Origin of the sequence: Solirubrobacter pauli, from assembly GCF_003633755.1 — a bacterium.
Classification (GTDB): Bacteria; Actinomycetota; Thermoleophilia; order Solirubrobacterales; family Solirubrobacteraceae; genus Solirubrobacter; species Solirubrobacter pauli.
Genome location: NZ_RBIL01000003.1, coordinates 41,213 through 58,199, shown reverse-complemented (window position 1 = coordinate 58,199; position 16,987 = coordinate 41,213). Strand labels below are relative to the sequence as shown.

Genomic DNA, 16,987 nt, shown 5'->3' with positions numbered 1-16,987 from the left:
CGAGTAACGCTACGGTACCGTAGCGTAGCGTTTGTCATCGTGTCGTGGACGTGGTCGACGCCGGGAACATGGATGCGCGGGTTCGTCGCTCGCGCGAGCGCGTGCTCGCCGCGTCGTTCGACCTGCTCAGCGAGGGCGGCGTCGGTGGGTTCAGCGTCGACGAGGTGTCGCGACGGTCCGGGGTGGCGAAGACGACGATCTACCGGCACTGGCCGTCCCGGGAGGCGCTCGTGCTCGAAGCCGCGGCGCGGATCAGCGCCCAGGAGCCCGTGCCGGACACGGGCACGCTGGAGGGCGATCTGACCGCGCTGCTGGTGAGCCTCGGAGCGAAGCTCACCAGCGCCCGCTGGTCGAGCGTGGTGCCGTCGCTCGTCGACATCGCGGAGCGCGATGCGGACTTCGCCGCGCTGCACAGCCGGATCCAGCGCGGGCACGCGTCGTCGTTGCGAGCCGTCCTGGAGCGCGCCGTCGAGCGGGCCGAGCTGCCGGCGGATGCCGACGTGCCCGGCCTGATCTCGGCGCTGATCGGCCCGCTGTACTACCGCCGGTGGTTCTCGCGCGAGCCGATCGACGCGCCGTTCGTGACCCTGGTCGTCGACGGCGTGCTGGGTGGCGGCGTCAGGCCGGCTGCGCGGCGGCCTCGGGACCCTGCTCGGCCGCGGCCGGGTCCATCCACATGACCTGCCAGCCGTGGCCGTCCGGGTCGAAGAAGCTGCGCGAGTACATGAAGCCGTGGTCCTCCGCGCCGTCCGCCTCGGTGGCGCCGGCGGACAGGGCGGCCGCGCTGACGCTGTCGACCTCGTCCCGCGAGGCGACGCTGAAGCAGTAGAGGGCGAGCGCGTGGGTGCTCGGATCGGCCATCGGCAGCTTCGAGAACTCGGCGAACTTCTCGCGGGTGAGGAGCATGAAGAAGGACTGCTCGCCCACGAGCATGCACGCGGCCGTCTCGTCGCTGAAGAGCGGGTTGAAGGTGAAGCCGAGCGTCGTGAAGAAGGCCTTGCTGCGCTCGAGGTCCGCAACCGGAAGGTTCACGAACAGGTTGCGGCCGGGATGGGTGGACACGGTGGGGCTCCAGTCGATGGTTCGATGACGTACGTGACCGAAGACCGGGTCACTCGTCGAAACTCATCGGTGGGATCACCACTGGGTCGGCGCGTAGTCCTTGAGGAAGACGCCGTGCACGTCCTCACCGGCCTCGCCGCGGACGATCGGGTCGTAGACGCGGGAGGCGCCGTCGATCAGGTCGAGCGGGGCGTGGAAGCCCTCGTCGGCGAGGCGGAGCTTGGTGGTCTGCGGGCGCTCGTCGGTGATCCAGCCCGTGTCCACGCTGGTCATCAGGATGCCGTCCGTGGCCAGGAGCTCGTGCGCGCTCGTGCGGGTCAGCATGTTCAACGAGGCCTTGGCCATGTTCGTGTGCGGGTGACCGGGCCCCTTGTAGCCGCGGCCGAAACTGCCCTCCATCGCGGACACGTTGACGATGTAGGTGCGGCGCGCGGGCGACGCCGCCAGCGACGCGCGCAGGCGGTCGATGAGGATGAACGGGGCGACCGTGTTGCAGAGCTGGACCTCGAGCATCTCGACCGGGTCGACCTCGCCGACGCGCTGGGTCCAGCTGTTGTGATCGACGTCGTCGGGCACGAGGCCGCCGGCGTCCACGGCGGTCGAGCGGGCCGTGAGGGCGAGCGTGGTCACCGGGTGCAGGTCGTGCGCGTCGCCGAGCTCGAGCACGTCCGGTCCAGGCGGGAGCGCGTCGGCCTCGCCGGCGACCAGCAGCGCGTAGGCGTCGGGCGAGCGACGGACGGTCTGCGCCGCGTTGTTGATGAGGATGTCGAGCGGGCCCTCGGCGGCGACCGCCTCGGCCAGCGCCATGACCTGGCCTGGCTGGCGCAGGTCGATGCCGACGATCTTCAGGCGGTCGAGCCACTCCGGGCTGTCGGACATGGCCGCGAACCGGCGGGCGGCGTCCTTGGGGAAGCGGGTCGTGATCGTCGTGTGGGCGCCGTCGCGCAGCAGCCGCAGCGCGATGTACATGCCGATCTTCGCGCGGCCGCCGGTGAGCAGCGCGCGGCGGCCGGTGAGGTCAGCACGGGCCTCGCGGCGCTCGCGGTTGAGCGTCGCGCACTCGGGGCACAGCTGGTGGTAGAAGCCGTCGACCTCGGTGTACTTGCGCTTGCACTGGTAGCACGGCCGGGCCCGGATCAGCGTGCCGGCGGTGGCGCCCGCGACGGTCGTGAGCTCGATGCCGCGCGTCTCGTCGTCGATCCGGCCCGGGGCCGCCGTGGCGGTGGCGGCGAACACGGCGCGGTCGGCGGCGGCGACGGCGGCCCGGCGTTCGGCGCGGCGGCGCTCCTTCACGGTCTTGAAGAGCTTCGCGGTCGCGCGGCGCACGGCCACCGCCTGCGGATGCTCGACCGGCAGCGCTTCCACGCGGGCGAGTACGGCCAGGCACCTCTCGAGGTCTTCGGCGTCGATCTCCATGAGCAGCGAGGGGACACGGTACGAAGCGAGGGCAGGCGTAGACGCTCGCACATGCACCAGCGCCTTTCAGCCATTCACACGCTCACGCCGACGCGGTTCCATACGTCTCATGGACCTACGAGCGGCGTCACTGGTCGGAGCGACCTTCACGATGGGCCTGGTCACGGGTGCGTTCGCGCTGTACGCGCACGCGATCATGCCGGGCCTGAAGACGACGGACGACCGGACGTTCGTGGCGGCGTTCCAATCGATCGACCGGGCGATCATCAACCCGTGGTTCATGCTCACCGGGTTCGCGGGGGCGCTCGTGCTGACCGCGGTGGCGCTCGTCACCCAGCTCGGGAAGGACCCGCTCCCGTACGTGGCCGCCGCGCTCGCGCTCTACGTCGTGGTCGTCGTGATCACGGTCGCCGTGAACGTCCCGCTCAACGACGCGATCAAGGCTGCGACGAACCTCGACGACGCCACCGCGATCCGCGAGCGCTTCCACGAGGCGCGCTGGGCCGCGTTCAACCTCGTGCGGGTCGTCGCGTCCTCCCTGGCGTTCCTGCTGCTCGCGTACTCGCTGGTCGTCTACGGCCGCAGCGCCTGAGCGCGGCGCGTGTGCTCGACCCACGCCCGCGCGCCCATCCGCTCGTTCATGGCGACCGCGTCGGCGAAGTGGCGCTCGGCGTCGTCGTGGCGGCCGAGCAGCGAGGCGAGCAGGCCGAGCGGGCGGCTCGTCGAGTCCAGGGCGAGCTCGGGCACGGCGACCGCGTTGTGGTCGGCGTAGGGCTCGAGCAGGTCGTAGAGGACGGCGCCGGCGTCGGCGTCACCGATGATCGCGCACGTCTCGGCGAGCAGGCAGAGGCTGACGAACCACTGCTCGTCGACGTGCCAGTCGGCCAGGTCGTGCCCGAGCAGCTCGTCGACGAGCTCGGCGGCCTCGTCGCCGCGGTCCAGGAACGCGAGCGCGTGCGAGACGACCGCGCCGTGGACCAGGGGAGAGGGGAAGTCGTGCTCGCGGTCGCGCACCTCGAGCAGGTACGCCTCGAGCCCACCGCACTCGCGGCAGAGGATGAAGCGCTGCAGGGTCCGCGCGGCCTGCGCGTTCCAGGCCAGCGTCGGAGCACCGATCTCGTGCGCCCGCGCGATCAGCGCCGGCGCCTCCTCGAAGCGGCCCTGCGCGAGCGCGAGCGTCGCGTGCGCGGCCGCCAGCATCCACTGCTGGGCGGGCTGGCGCAGCTCGGCCGCCACGCGCGCCATCTCCGTCAGCTCCCGGGCGCGGCGGTCGGGGTCACCGAGCTCCCACGACGCCCAGAACGCGTGCTCGTGCCCGTCGAACTCGCGCTCGCGGTCCCCCGCGCGGACGGCGAGCTCGACGATCTCGCCCGCGTTGGCCAGGCGCGCCTGCGCGGTGTGCGGGGCGTGCAGGGCCGACTCGGCGGCCGTCAGCGCGGACGCGATCGTCACCGGATCGCCGATCCGGCGGGCCATCTGGATCGCCTCGTCCATCAGCACTTCGCGGCGCGCGCGGGTCGGCCCGTGGCGGAGCGCGGCCGCGAGCCGTGACAGCAGCCGCACGCGCAGCTCGCTGTCGTGCGTCCCGACCGCGACCAGGCCCTCCTCCAGCAGCGGCACGAGCCGCTCGTCGGTGAGCCCGTGCGCCCACAGGAAGCGTCCGCCGTATCCGGCCGTCGCCCGCGCCAGCAGCTGCGGCAGGCCGGCGCCGCGCGCGAGCTCGGCCGCCCGCATGAAGGTCGCCTTCGCGCCGCCGTCGTCGCCGCGCCGGCCCTGCGCATCACCGAGCGCGAGCAGCAGCCCGCAGCGCTCCTCGGGCGTGGCCCGGGCGCTCGCGTCCAGCGCCAGCGCGTACAGGCGCACCGCCTCCTCGTAGGCGAGCAGCGTGACGGCGCGCGCACCGGCCCGCGCGGCGTAGTGGACGGCGCGCTCCGGGCCGTCGGCGGCCGCCGCCTCCGCGAAGTGGTGGGCGAGCTCGGCGAGGTGCGGGTCGAGGTCGGCGGCGTGCACCGCCTCGATCGCTTCGCCGACGCACCGGTGCAGCTCCACGCGGCGGGCGCGCGAGAGCCGCTGGTAGGCGGCGTCGCGGATCAGCGCGTGCGCGAACCGCAGCCGGCCGATCGCCCCGGGCACGTCGGAGACCACGCGGGCGTCGGCGGCCTCGTCGAGCAGCTCCAGGACCGTGGCGGTGCCGCGCTCGCACGCGCGTGCGAGCACCTGCAGGTCGAACTCGCGCCCGAGCACCGACGCGGTCGTCAGCACGGCGTTGCAGTCGTCGGAGAGGTGCCGGAGCCGGCGGCCGATCGTCTCGCGCACGCTGTTCGGGATCGCGAGCTGACCCTCCTTGTCGAGCAGCCGCACGATCTCGCCGACGAACAGCGGGTTGCCCTCCGTCTCGGCGAACACCGCCGCGCCCATCGCGCTGACGGTCGGCGCGGCGAGCGCGATGTAGCGGGTCACGTCGTCGGCGTCGAGCCCGCGCAGCGTGAGCCGCCGCGTGACCGGCTCGCGCGTGAGCTCGGCCACGGCGGCGTCGAGCGGCTCCACGACGGTGGGGTCCACGTCGCGGTAGGCGCCGACCACCATCACGCGGCTGCGCGCGAGCTCGCGCGCGACGAACTGGAGCAGCAGCAGCGACGGCTCGTCCGCCGCGTGCAGGTCGTCGAGGATCAGCACGAGCGGCTGCTCGTCGGCGACGTGCTTGAGGAACGCCGTCAGCGAGTCGAACAGGCGGAAGCGCGCGCCGTCGGACTCGACCGCGCTCACCGGCGGCAGCTCGTCGAGCACGTCCCGCAGCTCCGGCAGCAGCTGCGCGACGTCCGCCGCGCCCGGCCCGAGCTGCGCGCGCAGCACGTCCGGCTCCACCCGGCGCACGTACGCCCGCAGCGACTGCACCCACGGCCAGTACGCGGGCGCGCCGCCCGCCTCCCAGCAGCGGCCGACCAGCACGAGGGCGCCGTGCGCCCGCGCGTGCGCGCTGAGCTCTTCGGCGAGCCGGCTCTTGCCGATGCCGGGCTCGCCGACCAGGAGGAACAGCCGGCCGTGCCCGGCGGTGACCTCGTCGAGCCCGGCCGTGAGCTCGGCCAGCTCGGCCTCCCGGCCGACGAACGCGCCCGCCGCGGTCGGCTCCGGGGTGGCGGCGGTGGCCACACGCGCGAGGTCGAGCCGCGGGTCCTGCGTGAGGATCGCCCGCTCGAGCTCGCGCAGCCGCTCGCCCGGCTCGATCCCGAGCTCCTCCGCGAGCGTCGCGCGCGCCGCGCGGTAGGCCTGGAGGGCGTCGGCCTGACGGTCGCTGCGGTACAGCGCGAGCATCAGCTGCGCGCGGAAGCGCTCGCGGAACGGATGCGCGGCGACGAGCCGCTCGAGCCGCTCGACGAGCGGCGCGTGATGTCCGAGCTCGAGCTCGGCGTCCGCCAGCAGCTCGAGCGCGTCGACGTGCAGGTCCTCGAGCCGCGCGATCGCGCGCTGCGCCGGCGCCTCGAAGGTGAGGTCGGCGAGCGGCGCGTCCCGCCACAACGCCAGCGCACCTTCGAGTGTGGACGCGGCGCGGGCCGCGCGGCCCTCGGCCAGCTCGGCGCGCGCCTCCGCGAGGAGCCGCTCGAAGCGGTGCGCGTCGAGCTGCTCGGGGGCGACCCGCAGCTCGTAGCCGTGCTCGCGCGTGGTGACGCCGCCGTCGGGGCCGAGCGCCTTGCGCAGGCGGGAGATGTACACCTGGACGGTCTTCGCGGCGGTCGCCGGCGGGCGCGCGCCCCACAGCTCGTCGATGATCCGGTCGGCGCTGAGCGTCTCGTTCGCGTGCAGCAGCAGGACGGCCAGCAGCGCCCGTTGGCGCGCCCCGCCCACGGTCAGTGAGTGGTCGTCGGCGTGGACTTCGAGCGGTCCGAGGATGCGGAATTCGATGCCCAGTACCGCGACGCTACCTGAGTCGTTGTTACCGCGCTGAAACCGTGCCCCGAGACGATCCGCGGCGCTTCCTCCCCATCTGCATCGGAGCTCTCCCCAATGTCACTCACGTTCGAGACCGTTGATCTCGCAGCGGTCAAGCGCAAGCAGCAGGCCATGTGGTCCAGCGGTGACTTCGGCGTCATCGCCTCGCTCATCCACATCGTCGCCGAGCGCCTCGTCGACAGCGCCGACCTCGTCGCCGGCTCCCGCGTCCTGGACGTCGCCGGCGGCACCGGCAACGCCGCCATCGCCGCGGCGCGCTGCGGCTGCGACGTCACCTGCACTGATTACGTCCCCGCCCTGCTCGAGCGCGGCCGCGAGCGCGCGAACGCGGAGGGCTTCGACATCACCTTCGCCGAGGCCGACGCCGAGGCGCTGCCGTACGCCGACGGCACGTTCGACGCCGTCACGTCCGTGTTCGGCGTGATGTTCGCGCCGCACCAGCACCAGGCCGCCTCCGAGCTCGTCCGCGTGTGCCGCCCCGGCGGCCTGATCGCGCTCGCGAGCTGGACGCCCGACGGCTTCCTCGGCGAGCTGTTCCGCGCGACCGCCGCGCACGTCCCGCCGCCCGTCGGCGTGTCGTCGCCGCTGTTCTGGGGCAGCGAGGCGGGCGTCGCCGAGCTGCTCGGCGATGACGTCGACTCGATCAGCACCCGCCGCCGCATGTTCATGTGGCGCTTCCGGGACGCGGCCGAGTTCATCACCACCATGCGCACCTACTACGGCCCGACCCTGAAGGCCTTCGAGGCCGTCGGCGAGGCCGGGGCCGAAGCGCTCGAGCGCGACCTGATCGCCGTCGTCGAGCGCTGCGCCCGCCGTCGCGACGGCGGCATCGCCGTGCCGGCCGAGTACCTCGAGGTCGTGGGCGTCCGCCGCTGAGTCGGTCAGGCGGCGGCGCGGCACGTCAGACTCCCGCGGAATGATCCGCACTGCCCTGCTCGCCGCCGTCCTGCTCCTCACCGTCCCGACGGCCGCGCAGGCCGCGACGAAGCGCGTCTACTTCACGAAGGGGGAGCAGCTCGCGTACGTCGAGCGAGACCTCCCCGCCGGAATCGAGCCGGCGCTGAAGGCGTTGCTGGCGGGGCCACCGCCCGGCTACGGCACGACGCTGCCCGCCGGCCTCACGGCCAAGGTCAGCGGCCGGAGGATCGACTTCACACCGAACCTGAAGCCGTACGCGGCGCTCGCGCAGGTCGTCTACACGACGGCCTCCGGCGAGGACGAGGTGACGATCGACGGGAAGACGTACACACGCGAGGACTTCGGCCCGAAGCGGTACGTCGAGCCGGAGCCGCCCGCCCGCAAGCAGCCCGCGCCCGCCGACCCGCGGCAGGTGCAGACGAAGCTGGCCGCGCTCGGCTACCTGCCGACGAGCGCCGTGAACGGGTCGTTCGACTACCGGACCATGCAGGCGGTGCTCGCCTTCCAGGCCTGGAGCGGGCTCGAGCGCGACGGGGTCGTCGGGCCCAAGACGCTGGCCAAGCTCCAGTCGGCGGGCCGGCCGCTGCCGCTGGACCGCACGAGCAAGGGCCGCCGCGTCGAGATCTACCGGTCGCAGGGCGTCGTGCTGCTGATCCGGGACGGCCGCGTGGTGCGGGCGATCCACACCTCGACCGGGATCGGCGGCGACAGCCCGGACATCGGCACCCCGCCCGGCAAGTGGAAGATCTACCGCAAGGAGGTCAAGTCCTGGTCGGTGCCGTACAAGACGTGGCTGCCGTACGCCTCGTACTGGAACGCCGGCTGGGCGCTGCACGGCTACGCCGACGTGCCGGCGCGGCCCGCCTCCCACGGCTGCGCGCGGCTGCCGATGCCGGAGGCGAAGTACGTCTACGACTTCCTGTCGATCGGGACGCCCGTCCAGGTCATCTAGCGGTCGACGCGGGTACGCGGGCGCCGGCCGCGAGCCACGACTCGAGCACCGCGGCGAGCGGCCCTTCGTCGAGCGGCACGCTGGAGACGACGTGGTCGCACTCGAAGAGCAGCGCCGGGCCGTCGCCGAGCTGCAGGGCCCGCCCGCGGTCGAGCTCGGCCCGCGCGCGCTCGCCCCGGCCGGGACGGCGGAGCTCCTCGAACACGCGCGCCGGGTCCGCCCCGACGCGCAGGGCGACGTCGACGAGCACGCCCCGTCCGAGCCGCGGTGCGCGGTGCAGCTCGACCGCGATCGGCACCGCCTGCCTGGGCGCCGCGGCCCGCAGCGCGCAGAACGCCCGCGCCGAGCGCTCGGAGTCCGGCCCGAGGCCGAAGCGGGCGACGGCCCCGCCGGCGTGCACGGCGGCGAACGTCACGCGGTCGCGGTGCGAGCGCCACAGCTCGAGCACCGCGGGCGCCGCGGCGGCGCTGCGCGCGCAGTACGGGTCGAACACGAACGTCAGGGTCGGCGCCATGCCCCTAGGATCGACCCTGCCCGGACCGCCGACCATCGGGTTTTCCCACGTGACCGACCTTCCGCTCGCCGAAGCCCTGATGGCCAGCCTCGCCGACGCCGTCTACTTCGTCGACGCCGCGGGCGAGGTCAGCTTCGTCAACCCGGCGGCGCTGACCGTGCTCGGCTACGACGACGAGCTCGAGCTGCTCGGCGTCGACAGCCACTCCACGATCCACTCCCACCACCGCGACGGCAGCCCGTTCCCCGCCGACGAGTGCCCGCTGCTGCGCCCGCGCACGACGGGGGAGACGGTGCGCGTCGAGCTCGACTGGTTCATCCGCCGCGACGGGTCGTTCGTGCCGGTGAGCTACGTCTCGTCGCCGATGGCGACGCCGGACGGCCGCGGCGCCGTCGTCGTCTTCCGCGATGTCAGCGAGCGGCTCGCGGCCGAGGAGGTCAGCCTCTCCCGCGCGCGGATCATCCAGGCGGCGGACGAGGAGCGCCGGCGGATCGGGCGGGACCTGCACGACGGCGCGCAGCAGCGGCTCGTGTCGCTGTTGATCAGCGTCGAGCAGGCGCGGCGGGACCCGGCGCACGCGCCGGACGCGCTCGCCCGCGCGGCCGCCGAGGCCCGCCAGGCGATCCAGGACCTGCGCGACCTCGTCAACGGAGTCCATCCGCTCGTGCTCACCGACCGCGGCGTGGCCGTCGCGCTGGAGGAGCTGACCGCGAGCGCACCGATCGCGGTGCACCTGGACGTCACCGAGGAGCGCTTCGCGCCCGCGGTCGAGGCGGCCGCCTACTTCACGGTGGCCGAGGCGCTCACGAACGTGTTCAAGCACGCAGGCGCCACCCACGCCGAGGTCACGGTCCGCCGGGACGGGGACACGCTCACGATCGAGGTCGACGACGACGGCCGCGGCGGAGCCGATCCGGCGAAGGGCTCGGGCCTGCGCGGCCTGCAGGACCGGCTCGCCGTCCTGCACGGGTCGCTCGAGGTGGCCGACCGCCGCGTGCGCGGCGTGGTCCCGCTAGCGGGCGGCGCGTAGCAACGCCAGCACCGCCAGGACGCGCTGGTTCTCGGCGCGGTCGCGGGCGATGCCGAGCTTGCTGAAGATCGACGTCACGTGCTTCTCGACGGCCGGTGGCTGCACGGTCATCCGCTCCGCGATGCCGGTGTTGGACAGCCCTTCGGCCATCAGCGCGAGCACCTCGCGCTCGCGGGGCGTGAGCGCCTCCAGCGGGTCCTCGCGCCGGCGCCGGCCGAACATCCGCGCCACGACCTCCGGGTCCAGCGCCGTGCCGCCCTGCGCCACCGACCGCACCGCGTCGACGAAGTAGCCGAGATCAGCGATCCGGTGCTTGAGCAGGTAGCCGACGCCGCGCTCGTCGTCGCCGAGCAGCTCGGTGACGAAGCGCTCGACCAGGTGCTGCGAGAACACCAGGACGCCGACGTCGGGCTGCTCGCGCCGGATCTCGATCGCGGCGCGCAGGCCGTCGTCGGTCAGGTCCGGCGGCATCCGCACGTCGATGATGGCCACGTCCGGCTTGTGGCCGCGGACCCGCCGCAGCAGGTCAGGCGCGTCGGCGGCGCGCGCGACGACCTCGATCCCGGCCTCTTCGAGCACGCGGGCGACGCCTTCGCGGAGGAGCAACTCGTCGTCGGCGATCACGGCGCGCAGCGCGGACATGCCGTCGAGTATGTCGGGCCGCCCCCCTTTCTCATCTTCTTATAGTGGCGATCTGGCTCTGCAGCAGGCTTGACGGCGGCTCTCATGAGAGCTACCGCCCTGTCGGTCGGGTCGACCTTGACAGCGCTAACCGTGTAAGCAGATAGTTGCGTCGGGTCTGATACGCGCTTCTGGCGCGTTGTCATACAAAAGGGTTCAGGGCAGCACGACGGCGCCGTCCGAGCGCCGCCGATGGCCCCTGTCCACAGAGGAGAACGCATGAAGAGGAGAGGGGTGGGTGCGGCTCTGCTGAGCCTCGCCCTGGTCGCGCCGGCCACCGCGCAGGCGCAGCCGAAGGCCGCACCGGCCGATCCGTACAAGGTGCTCGTCGTCACGAGCACCCAAGACGCGCTGGCGACGGCGGGCATCGACGCCATCACGCAGGCCGTCGGCAGCGCCGGCACCGTCACCGCGCCGGCTCCGGCCGACGTGGGCGCGCAGTTCACGCCGCAGGGCCTCGACGCGTACCGCACCGTCGTGTTCCTGAACACGGGCCAGGCGAGCCCGCTCAACGACGCCCAGCGCGCGAACTTCGAGGCGTACTTCAAGAAGGGCGGCGGCTTCGTCGGCGTCGGCTCCGCCGTCGAGACCGACTCGAGCTGGTCGTTCCTCACCAGCGCGCTCGGCACGCGGTCGTCGGGCCGCACCGCCTCGCAGTCGGGCACGGTGAAGGTCTTCGACCGCGTGCACGACGCGACCAAGAACCTGCCCGAGTACTGGGACCGCACGGAGTCCTGGTACAACTTCGCCAAGGACGTCCGCGGCCAGTCGCACGTGCTCGCGACGGTCGTCGAGGACCCGTTCGGCCCGCAGCCGGGCGGCAACACGCTCGACGGCATCGCCGGCGGCACGATGGGCGCCAACCACCCGGTGTCCTTCTGCAAGGACTTCAACGGCGGCCGCTCGTTCTACACCGCGCTCGGCACCGCCGCGGGCTCGTTCGACGCGCAGCTGCGCGAGCACCTGAAGGGCGCGATCAGCTGGGCGGCCGGCCAGAGCGATCCGACGTACAGCGACTGCGGCGCGACCGTCCTCAACAACTACCAGCAGGTCAAGGTCTCGGGTCCGCCGAACCTCAACGAGCCGATCGGCTTCGACCAGCTGCCGGACGGCCGCATCATCCAGACCGCGCGCCGCGGCGAGCTGCGGCTGCACGACCCGGTCAAGGGCACGACGCAGGTGATCGCCGACTTCTCGAGCACCAGCGTCCCGCTGACGCAGCGCATCTACACCAACTCCGAGGACGGGCTCTACGGCCCGGCGGTGGACCCCAACTTCGCCACCAACCACTGGGTGTACCTGTACTACGCGCCGCAGACCGTCACCGACGTCAAGCTGTCCGACGGCACGGTCGTCACGCAGACGACGCCGAACACGACGCCGCCCGCGAGCGCCCCGTCCAAGACGGCCTGGGACCCGTACGTGGGCTACTTCCAGCTCTCGCGCTTCAAGTTCATCGACGGCGACGGCACCAACCCGCCCAAGCTGGACCTGGGCTCCGAGCAGCAGATCCTGCGGGTGTCCAACAACCGCCAGGCGTGCTGCCACGTCGCCGGTGACATCGACTTCGACGCCCACGGCAACCTGTGGTTCGTCACGGGCGACGACACCGAGGCCAACGGCGTCAACGGCGGCGGCTTCGGCCCGATGAACGACCAGCTCACCGACGAGCAGCAGACGGTCCGCAACACCAACGCGACCGGCGGCACGTTCACGCTGTCCTTCAAGGGCCAGACGACCGCTCCGCTGCCGTACAACGCGACGACCGCCCAGGTCGACGCGGCCCTCGAGGCGCTCTCCACGATCGGTGTCGACAACGTGCAGACCTCCGGGTCCACCACGTCCACCACGGCCAACACGGGCAACGTGAACGTCTACTTCCGGCGCGCGCTGCAGCAGGCCGACCAGGAGCAGATCACCATCAACGGCGCCGGCCTGACCGGCAACTCACCGACGGCCACGGCCGCGACCGTGCAGCAGGGCGGCTGGTTCATCAACCCGATCGGCGACACCCGCCGCGGCGCCGCCAACACGAACGACCTGCGCGGCAAGGTCAACCGCATCAAGGTCAAGGACGCGATCGCCGCCGCCGACCAGAACAAGGCCGACTTCGGCTCGGGCGGCGCGTACACGATCCCGGCGGGCAACCTGTTCCCGCTGCAGAGCGGTCAGCCGCAGGCGAAGACCCGTCCCGAGGTCTACGCCATGGGCTTCCGCAACCCGTACCGGATCCAGGTCGACGAGAACGACGTCGCGTACGTGACGGACTACTCGCCCGACTCGCAGGTGCCGCAGCGCGGGCGTGGCCCGGCCGGCGCCGGCCGCGTCGAGATCGTGCGCAAGGCGGCCAACTACGGCTGGCCGATGTGCGTCACGAGCAAGGTGTCGTACTACAAGTGGAGCTACTCCGAGTTCGCGGCCAACTACAACCCGGCCAGCCCGGCGATCGGCGTGCCGCTCAACGACCCGCCGCAGAAGTGGGACTGCGACTCGGCCACGCCGCACAACGACTCCAAGTGGGTGCGGGACGGCGGCCCGGCCAACGAGCCCGGCCTGCAGATCCTGCCCCCGGTGACCGACGCGGACATCTGGTACTCGTACCGCGACAACAACGCGTCGGCGCCGCTCGGCACCCCGTGCGCGGCCTACGCGGACCCGACGCCGGGCCCGATCGCGCCCGGCTCCACGTCGGAGTGCCCGCGCCTGTTCCCGGAGCTCTACACGGGTGGCGTCGGCCCGCACGGCGCGGCCAAGTACCACTTCGACCCGGCGAACCCGAACACCGCCAAGTTCCCGCCCTACTACGACAACTCGATCGTGCTGGGCGAGTTCACGCAGGACACCCTGCGCGAGATCAAGACCGACTCGCAGAACCGCATCTTCAAGATCAACGGCCTCCTCGACTGCGGTCAGGTGTCCGGCGTCGGCGGCGCGGCGAGCGTGTTCAACTTCGAGTGCGACAACCCGGAGGACCTGCAGTTCGGGGCCGACGGCGACCTGTACCTGCTCACGTACGGTGACGGCTTCTTCGCCATCAACCAGGACGCCGGCATGTACAAGTGGGAGTACGTCAAGGGCCAGCGCTCCCCGAAGTCGGTCATCAAGACCAACCGCACCGACGGCGCGCTGCCGCTCACGGTGCAGTTCGACGGCAGTGGCTCGAGCGACCCGGACCCGGGTGACTCGATCCGCTACGAGTGGGACTTCGGCGACGGCTCGGCCATCTCCGAGGAGGCCAGCCCGAGCCACGTCTACGCCAAGGCCGGCCGCTACACCGCCGTCCTGACGGTCACCGACTCGTCGGGCAAGAAGACGGCGTCGAGCACGGTCATCACCGCGGGCAACACCAGCCCGACGATCACGGTCGAGGCGCCGCTCGACGGCGGCCTGTTCTCGTTCGGCGACACGATCCAGTACAAGGTCACGGTCACCGATCCCGAGGACCCGTCGATCGACTGCAAGGACGTCACGGTGACGTTCGTCCTCGGCCACGACACGCACGGCCACGCCGAGAACAGCGCCACGGGCTGCACGGGCTTCCTGCAGACCAACCGCGACGACGTCGACCACGGCGGCAACGTCTTCGGCGTCATCAGCGCGACGTACGCGGACAAGGGCGGCTCGGCCGGCCAGGCGCCGTCGCTGGAGACCACCAGCCAGGTGCAGATCCGCCAGAAGCACCAGGAGGTCGAGCACGTCGTCACGCAGTCCGGCACGGCGACGGCGGCCAACACCGACAACGGCGCGGGCGTTCACCGCTCGAGCCTCACCGCCGGTGACTGGCTGCAGCTCAACGGCGCGTACAACCTGCAGCAGATCAACACGGTGTCGTTCCGCGTCGCGGACGCCGCCGCCGGCCGCACGGCAGGGTCCCCGCTGGCCGCGGTCGAGGTCCGCGCCGACGCGATCGACGGCCCGCTCGTGACCACCGCCAACCTCGTCTCCACGGGCGGCACGGGCACCTGGACCACCCAGACGTTCCCGATCAGCCTGAGCGGCAGGCACAACCTGTTCCTCGTGTTCCGCGCCGTCACGGGCGGGGCGACGGGCAACAACCTGTTCAACCTCAACTGGGCCGAGTTCGGCGGCAACGGCATCACGGTCGTCCAGACCAACGCCGCCGGCGACGTGGGCGGCAGCGTGCCCGCGACGCTCGCCCTGAGCCTGGGGGCGCCCGCGACGTTCGGCGCGTTCACGCCGGGCGCGGAGAAGACCTACACGGCCAAGACGGACGCGACGGTCATCTCCACCGCGGGTGACGCGACGCTGAGCGTGTCCGACCCCGGCCATCTCACCAACGGGGCGTTCTCCCTGCCGCAGCCGCTGCAGGTGGCGCTCTCGAAGTCCACGTGGACCGGCCCGACCTCCAACGAGAAGGTCGACGTCCTGTTCACGCAGAAGATCGGTGCCAACGACGCGCTCCGCACCGGGGCGTACTCGAAGACGCTGACCTTCACGCTGAGCACGACTCAGCCGTAGTCCGCCGCCGGCCGGCGCGCCTCAGTGCGCGCCGGCCAGCTGGCCCGAGAGCGTCGTGTGCAGCGCTTCGCTCTCGGCGCTCAGGCCGGTGATCTCCACGGCGGTCCCGTGCCGGCCGTAGTGCGTCTCGATCGCGTCGAGCGCCGCGACGGCCGACGCGTCCCACACCTGGGCGCGCGACAGGTCGACGATCACGCGCGGCGGGTCGCCCGCGAAGTCGAACGCGTCGATCAGCTCCTGGTCGGACGCGAAGAACAGCTCGCCGGTGACGGAGTAGAAGGCGGTCGTCCCGTCGGGGTCCTCGACCCGCTCGACCTGCACGAGGTGCGCCGCGCGCCGGGCGAACAGCACCATCGCCGTGAGCACGCCGAGGCCGACGCCGATCGCGAGGTTGTGCGTGGCGACGGTGGCGGCGACCGTGACGAGCATGATCGCGGTCTCGCCCGCGGGCAGCCGGCGCAGCGTGGCCGGCGCGATGCTGTGCCAGTCGAAGGTGGCGACGCTGACGAAGATCATCACGGCCACGAGCGCGGCCATCGGGATCACCGCGACCACGTCGCCGAGCCCGACGCACAGCACGAGCAGGAACGCGCCGGCGAAGAACGTGGAGATCCGGGTGCGCGCGCCCGAGGCCTTCACGTTGATCATCGTCTGGCCGATCATCGCGCAGCCGGCCATGCCGCCGAAGAACCCGGTGACGACGTTGGCGATGCCCTGGCCGCGGGTCTCGCGCTCCTTGTCCGAGCGCGTCTCGGTGATGTCGTCGACGAGCTTGGCGGTCATCAGCGACTCGAGCAGGCCGACGATCGCGAGCGTGAAGGAGTACGGCGCGATGATGCGCAGCGTGTCCAGGTCCAGTGGCACGCTCGGGATGCCGAGCACGGGCAGCGCGTCGGGCAGCGCGCCCTCGTCACCGACGTCCGGCAGGCTCCAGCCGGAGGCCACGACCGCCACGGTCAGCACCACGATCGCCACGAGCGGCGCGGGCACCGCCGTGGTGAAGCGCGGCAGGACGAAGATCAACGCCAGCCCGGCGGCCACCAGCGCGTAGCCGAGCGCGCCGCCACCGGTCAGGTGCGGCAGCTGCGCCAGGAAGATCAGGATCGCGAGCGCGTTGACGAACCCGGTCATCACCGACCGCGGCACGAACCGCATCAGCTTCGACACGCCGAGCAGGCCGAGCCCGATCTGGATCACGCCCGCGAGGATCGTCGCAGCCAGCAGGTACTCGAGTCCGTGGTCCTTCACCAGGCCGACCACCACGAGCGCCATCGCGCCGGTCGCCGCGGAGATCATCGCCGGCCGCCCGCCGGCGATCGCGATCGTCACCGCCATCGTGAACGACGCGAACAGCCCGACGCGCGGGTCGACGCCGGCGATCAGCGAGAACGAGATCGCCTCGGGGATGAGCGCGAGCGCGACGACGAGGCCGGCGAGCAGCTCGACGCGAAGCACGCCGAACGACGGCAGGGTGAGGCGGACTGGCAAGGGGATCCTTCGGGGAGCGACAGGGGAGAGAGGCGTGCCGAGGGCATCGGCACCGAGGCAACCTTACATGAACGTAAGGGTTGGTTGGTGACGCGTAGGCTAGACGGTCGATGGACGAGACCGGCAAGCTGCTGCAGATCGGCGACGTGGCCGAACGCGTCGGCCTCTCGTTGCGCACGGTCCGCTACTACGAGGAGCAGGGGCTGCTGACCCCGGAGTCCCGGACCGCCGGCGGCTTCCGCCTCTTCAGCGAGCTGCAGGTCGATCGGCTGGCGCTGATCAAGCAGATGAAGCCGCTGGGCTTCACCATCCAGGAGATGCGCGAGCTGCTCGACGCCCGCGATCAGCTGCAAGCGGCGGGGCCGGATGCGCGGGCGGCGGCGCGAGAGCTGCTGTCGCGCTACGCCGACGACGCCGCCAAGCGGTGCGCCAAGCTCCAGGAGCAGCTCCGCCAGGCCGAGGGGCTCGCGGACCAGCTTCGCGCCGAAGCCGGCTGACG

At 72.3% G+C, this 16,987-nt stretch carries 13 protein-coding genes; 7 read left to right on the top strand and 6 right to left on the bottom strand.

The features are described 5' to 3' along the window. The first annotated feature begins 44 nt into the window (after window positions 1-44). Window positions 45-680 (top strand): TetR/AcrR family transcriptional regulator, encoded by a 636-nt coding sequence (locus C8N24_RS31915; protein ID WP_211340237.1) that lies wholly within the window; start codon window positions 45-47, stop codon window positions 678-680. On the opposite strand, the gene C8N24_RS31910 is transcribed toward C8N24_RS31915, so the two are convergent. Together C8N24_RS31910 and C8N24_RS31905 are read right to left on the bottom strand one after the other, a co-directional pair. Beyond that, a complete protein-coding gene (locus C8N24_RS31910) occupies window positions 619-1,062 on the bottom strand; it encodes a VOC family protein (RefSeq protein WP_211340236.1) in 444 nt (147 codons plus the stop codon). The two genes, C8N24_RS31915 and C8N24_RS31910, sit on opposite strands and share 62 nt — an antisense overlap. A 75-nt stretch (window positions 1,063-1,137) precedes the next feature. Next, complete coding sequence (locus C8N24_RS31905) at window positions 1,138-2,478, bottom strand: SDR family NAD(P)-dependent oxidoreductase (RefSeq protein ID WP_121258257.1); 1,341 nt, start codon at window positions 2,476-2,478, stop codon at window positions 1,138-1,140. A 109-nt stretch (window positions 2,479-2,587) separates the two neighbouring features. On the opposite strand from C8N24_RS31905, the gene C8N24_RS31900 reads away from it, so the two are divergent. Then, window positions 2,588-3,070: an anthrone oxygenase family protein gene (locus C8N24_RS31900; protein WP_121258255.1), complete on the top strand. Its 483-nt coding sequence runs from the start codon at window positions 2,588-2,590 to the stop codon at window positions 3,068-3,070. Here the strand turns inward: C8N24_RS31900 and C8N24_RS31895 are convergent. After that, window positions 3,052-6,321, bottom strand: a complete 3,270-nt coding sequence (locus tag C8N24_RS31895; protein ID WP_121258253.1) for an AfsR/SARP family transcriptional regulator — start codon at window positions 6,319-6,321, stop codon at window positions 3,052-3,054. The two genes, C8N24_RS31900 and C8N24_RS31895, sit on opposite strands and share 19 nt — an antisense overlap. A 159-nt stretch (window positions 6,322-6,480) precedes the next feature. Between C8N24_RS31895 and C8N24_RS31890 the strand changes: the two genes are divergently transcribed. Beyond that, entirely contained in the window at window positions 6,481-7,302 is an 822-nt protein-coding gene (locus tag C8N24_RS31890; RefSeq protein ID WP_121258251.1) for a class I SAM-dependent methyltransferase, read from the top strand. A 40-nt stretch (window positions 7,303-7,342) separates the two neighbouring features. Continuing rightward, window positions 7,343-8,296 carry a L,D-transpeptidase family protein gene (locus C8N24_RS31885; RefSeq protein WP_121258249.1) on the top strand — a complete coding sequence of 318 codons (954 nt, stop codon included), beginning with the start codon at window positions 7,343-7,345 and terminating at the stop codon, window positions 8,294-8,296. On the opposite strand, the gene C8N24_RS31880 is transcribed toward C8N24_RS31885, so the two are convergent. Next, on the bottom strand, window positions 8,289-8,810 hold the full coding sequence (locus tag C8N24_RS31880) for a hypothetical protein (protein ID WP_121258247.1): 522 nt from the start codon (window positions 8,808-8,810) through the stop codon (window positions 8,289-8,291). The genes C8N24_RS31885 and C8N24_RS31880 overlap by 8 nt on opposite strands. A gap of 49 nt (window positions 8,811-8,859) precedes the next feature. On the opposite strand from C8N24_RS31880, the gene C8N24_RS31875 reads away from it, so the two are divergent. After that, window positions 8,860-9,840 carry a PAS domain-containing sensor histidine kinase gene (locus tag C8N24_RS31875; protein WP_245972050.1) on the top strand — a complete coding sequence of 327 codons (981 nt, stop codon included), beginning with the start codon at window positions 8,860-8,862 and terminating at the stop codon, window positions 9,838-9,840. On the opposite strand, the gene C8N24_RS31870 is transcribed toward C8N24_RS31875, so the two are convergent. After that, on the bottom strand, window positions 9,823-10,473 hold the full coding sequence (locus C8N24_RS31870; RefSeq protein WP_121258697.1) for a response regulator: 651 nt from the start codon (window positions 10,471-10,473) through the stop codon (window positions 9,823-9,825). The genes C8N24_RS31875 and C8N24_RS31870 overlap by 18 nt on opposite strands. A 267-nt stretch (window positions 10,474-10,740) precedes the next feature. Here C8N24_RS31870 and C8N24_RS31865 point away from each other — a divergent pair, with 267 nt between their 5' ends. Then, entirely contained in the window at window positions 10,741-15,000 is a 4,260-nt protein-coding gene (locus C8N24_RS31865) for a ThuA domain-containing protein (protein ID WP_170179568.1), read from the top strand. A 21-nt stretch (window positions 15,001-15,021) separates the two neighbouring features. Here the strand turns inward: C8N24_RS31865 and C8N24_RS31860 are convergent, their stop codons facing one another. After that, entirely contained in the window at window positions 15,022-16,488 is a 1,467-nt protein-coding gene (locus C8N24_RS31860) for a SulP family inorganic anion transporter (RefSeq protein ID WP_211340234.1), read from the bottom strand. Between the two features lie 110 nt (window positions 16,489-16,598). On the opposite strand from C8N24_RS31860, the gene C8N24_RS31855 reads away from it, so the two are divergent. Then, on the top strand, window positions 16,599-16,985 hold the full coding sequence (locus tag C8N24_RS31855) for a MerR family transcriptional regulator (protein ID WP_121258239.1): 387 nt from the start codon (window positions 16,599-16,601) through the stop codon (window positions 16,983-16,985). Window positions 16,986-16,987: the final 2 nt, after the last annotated feature.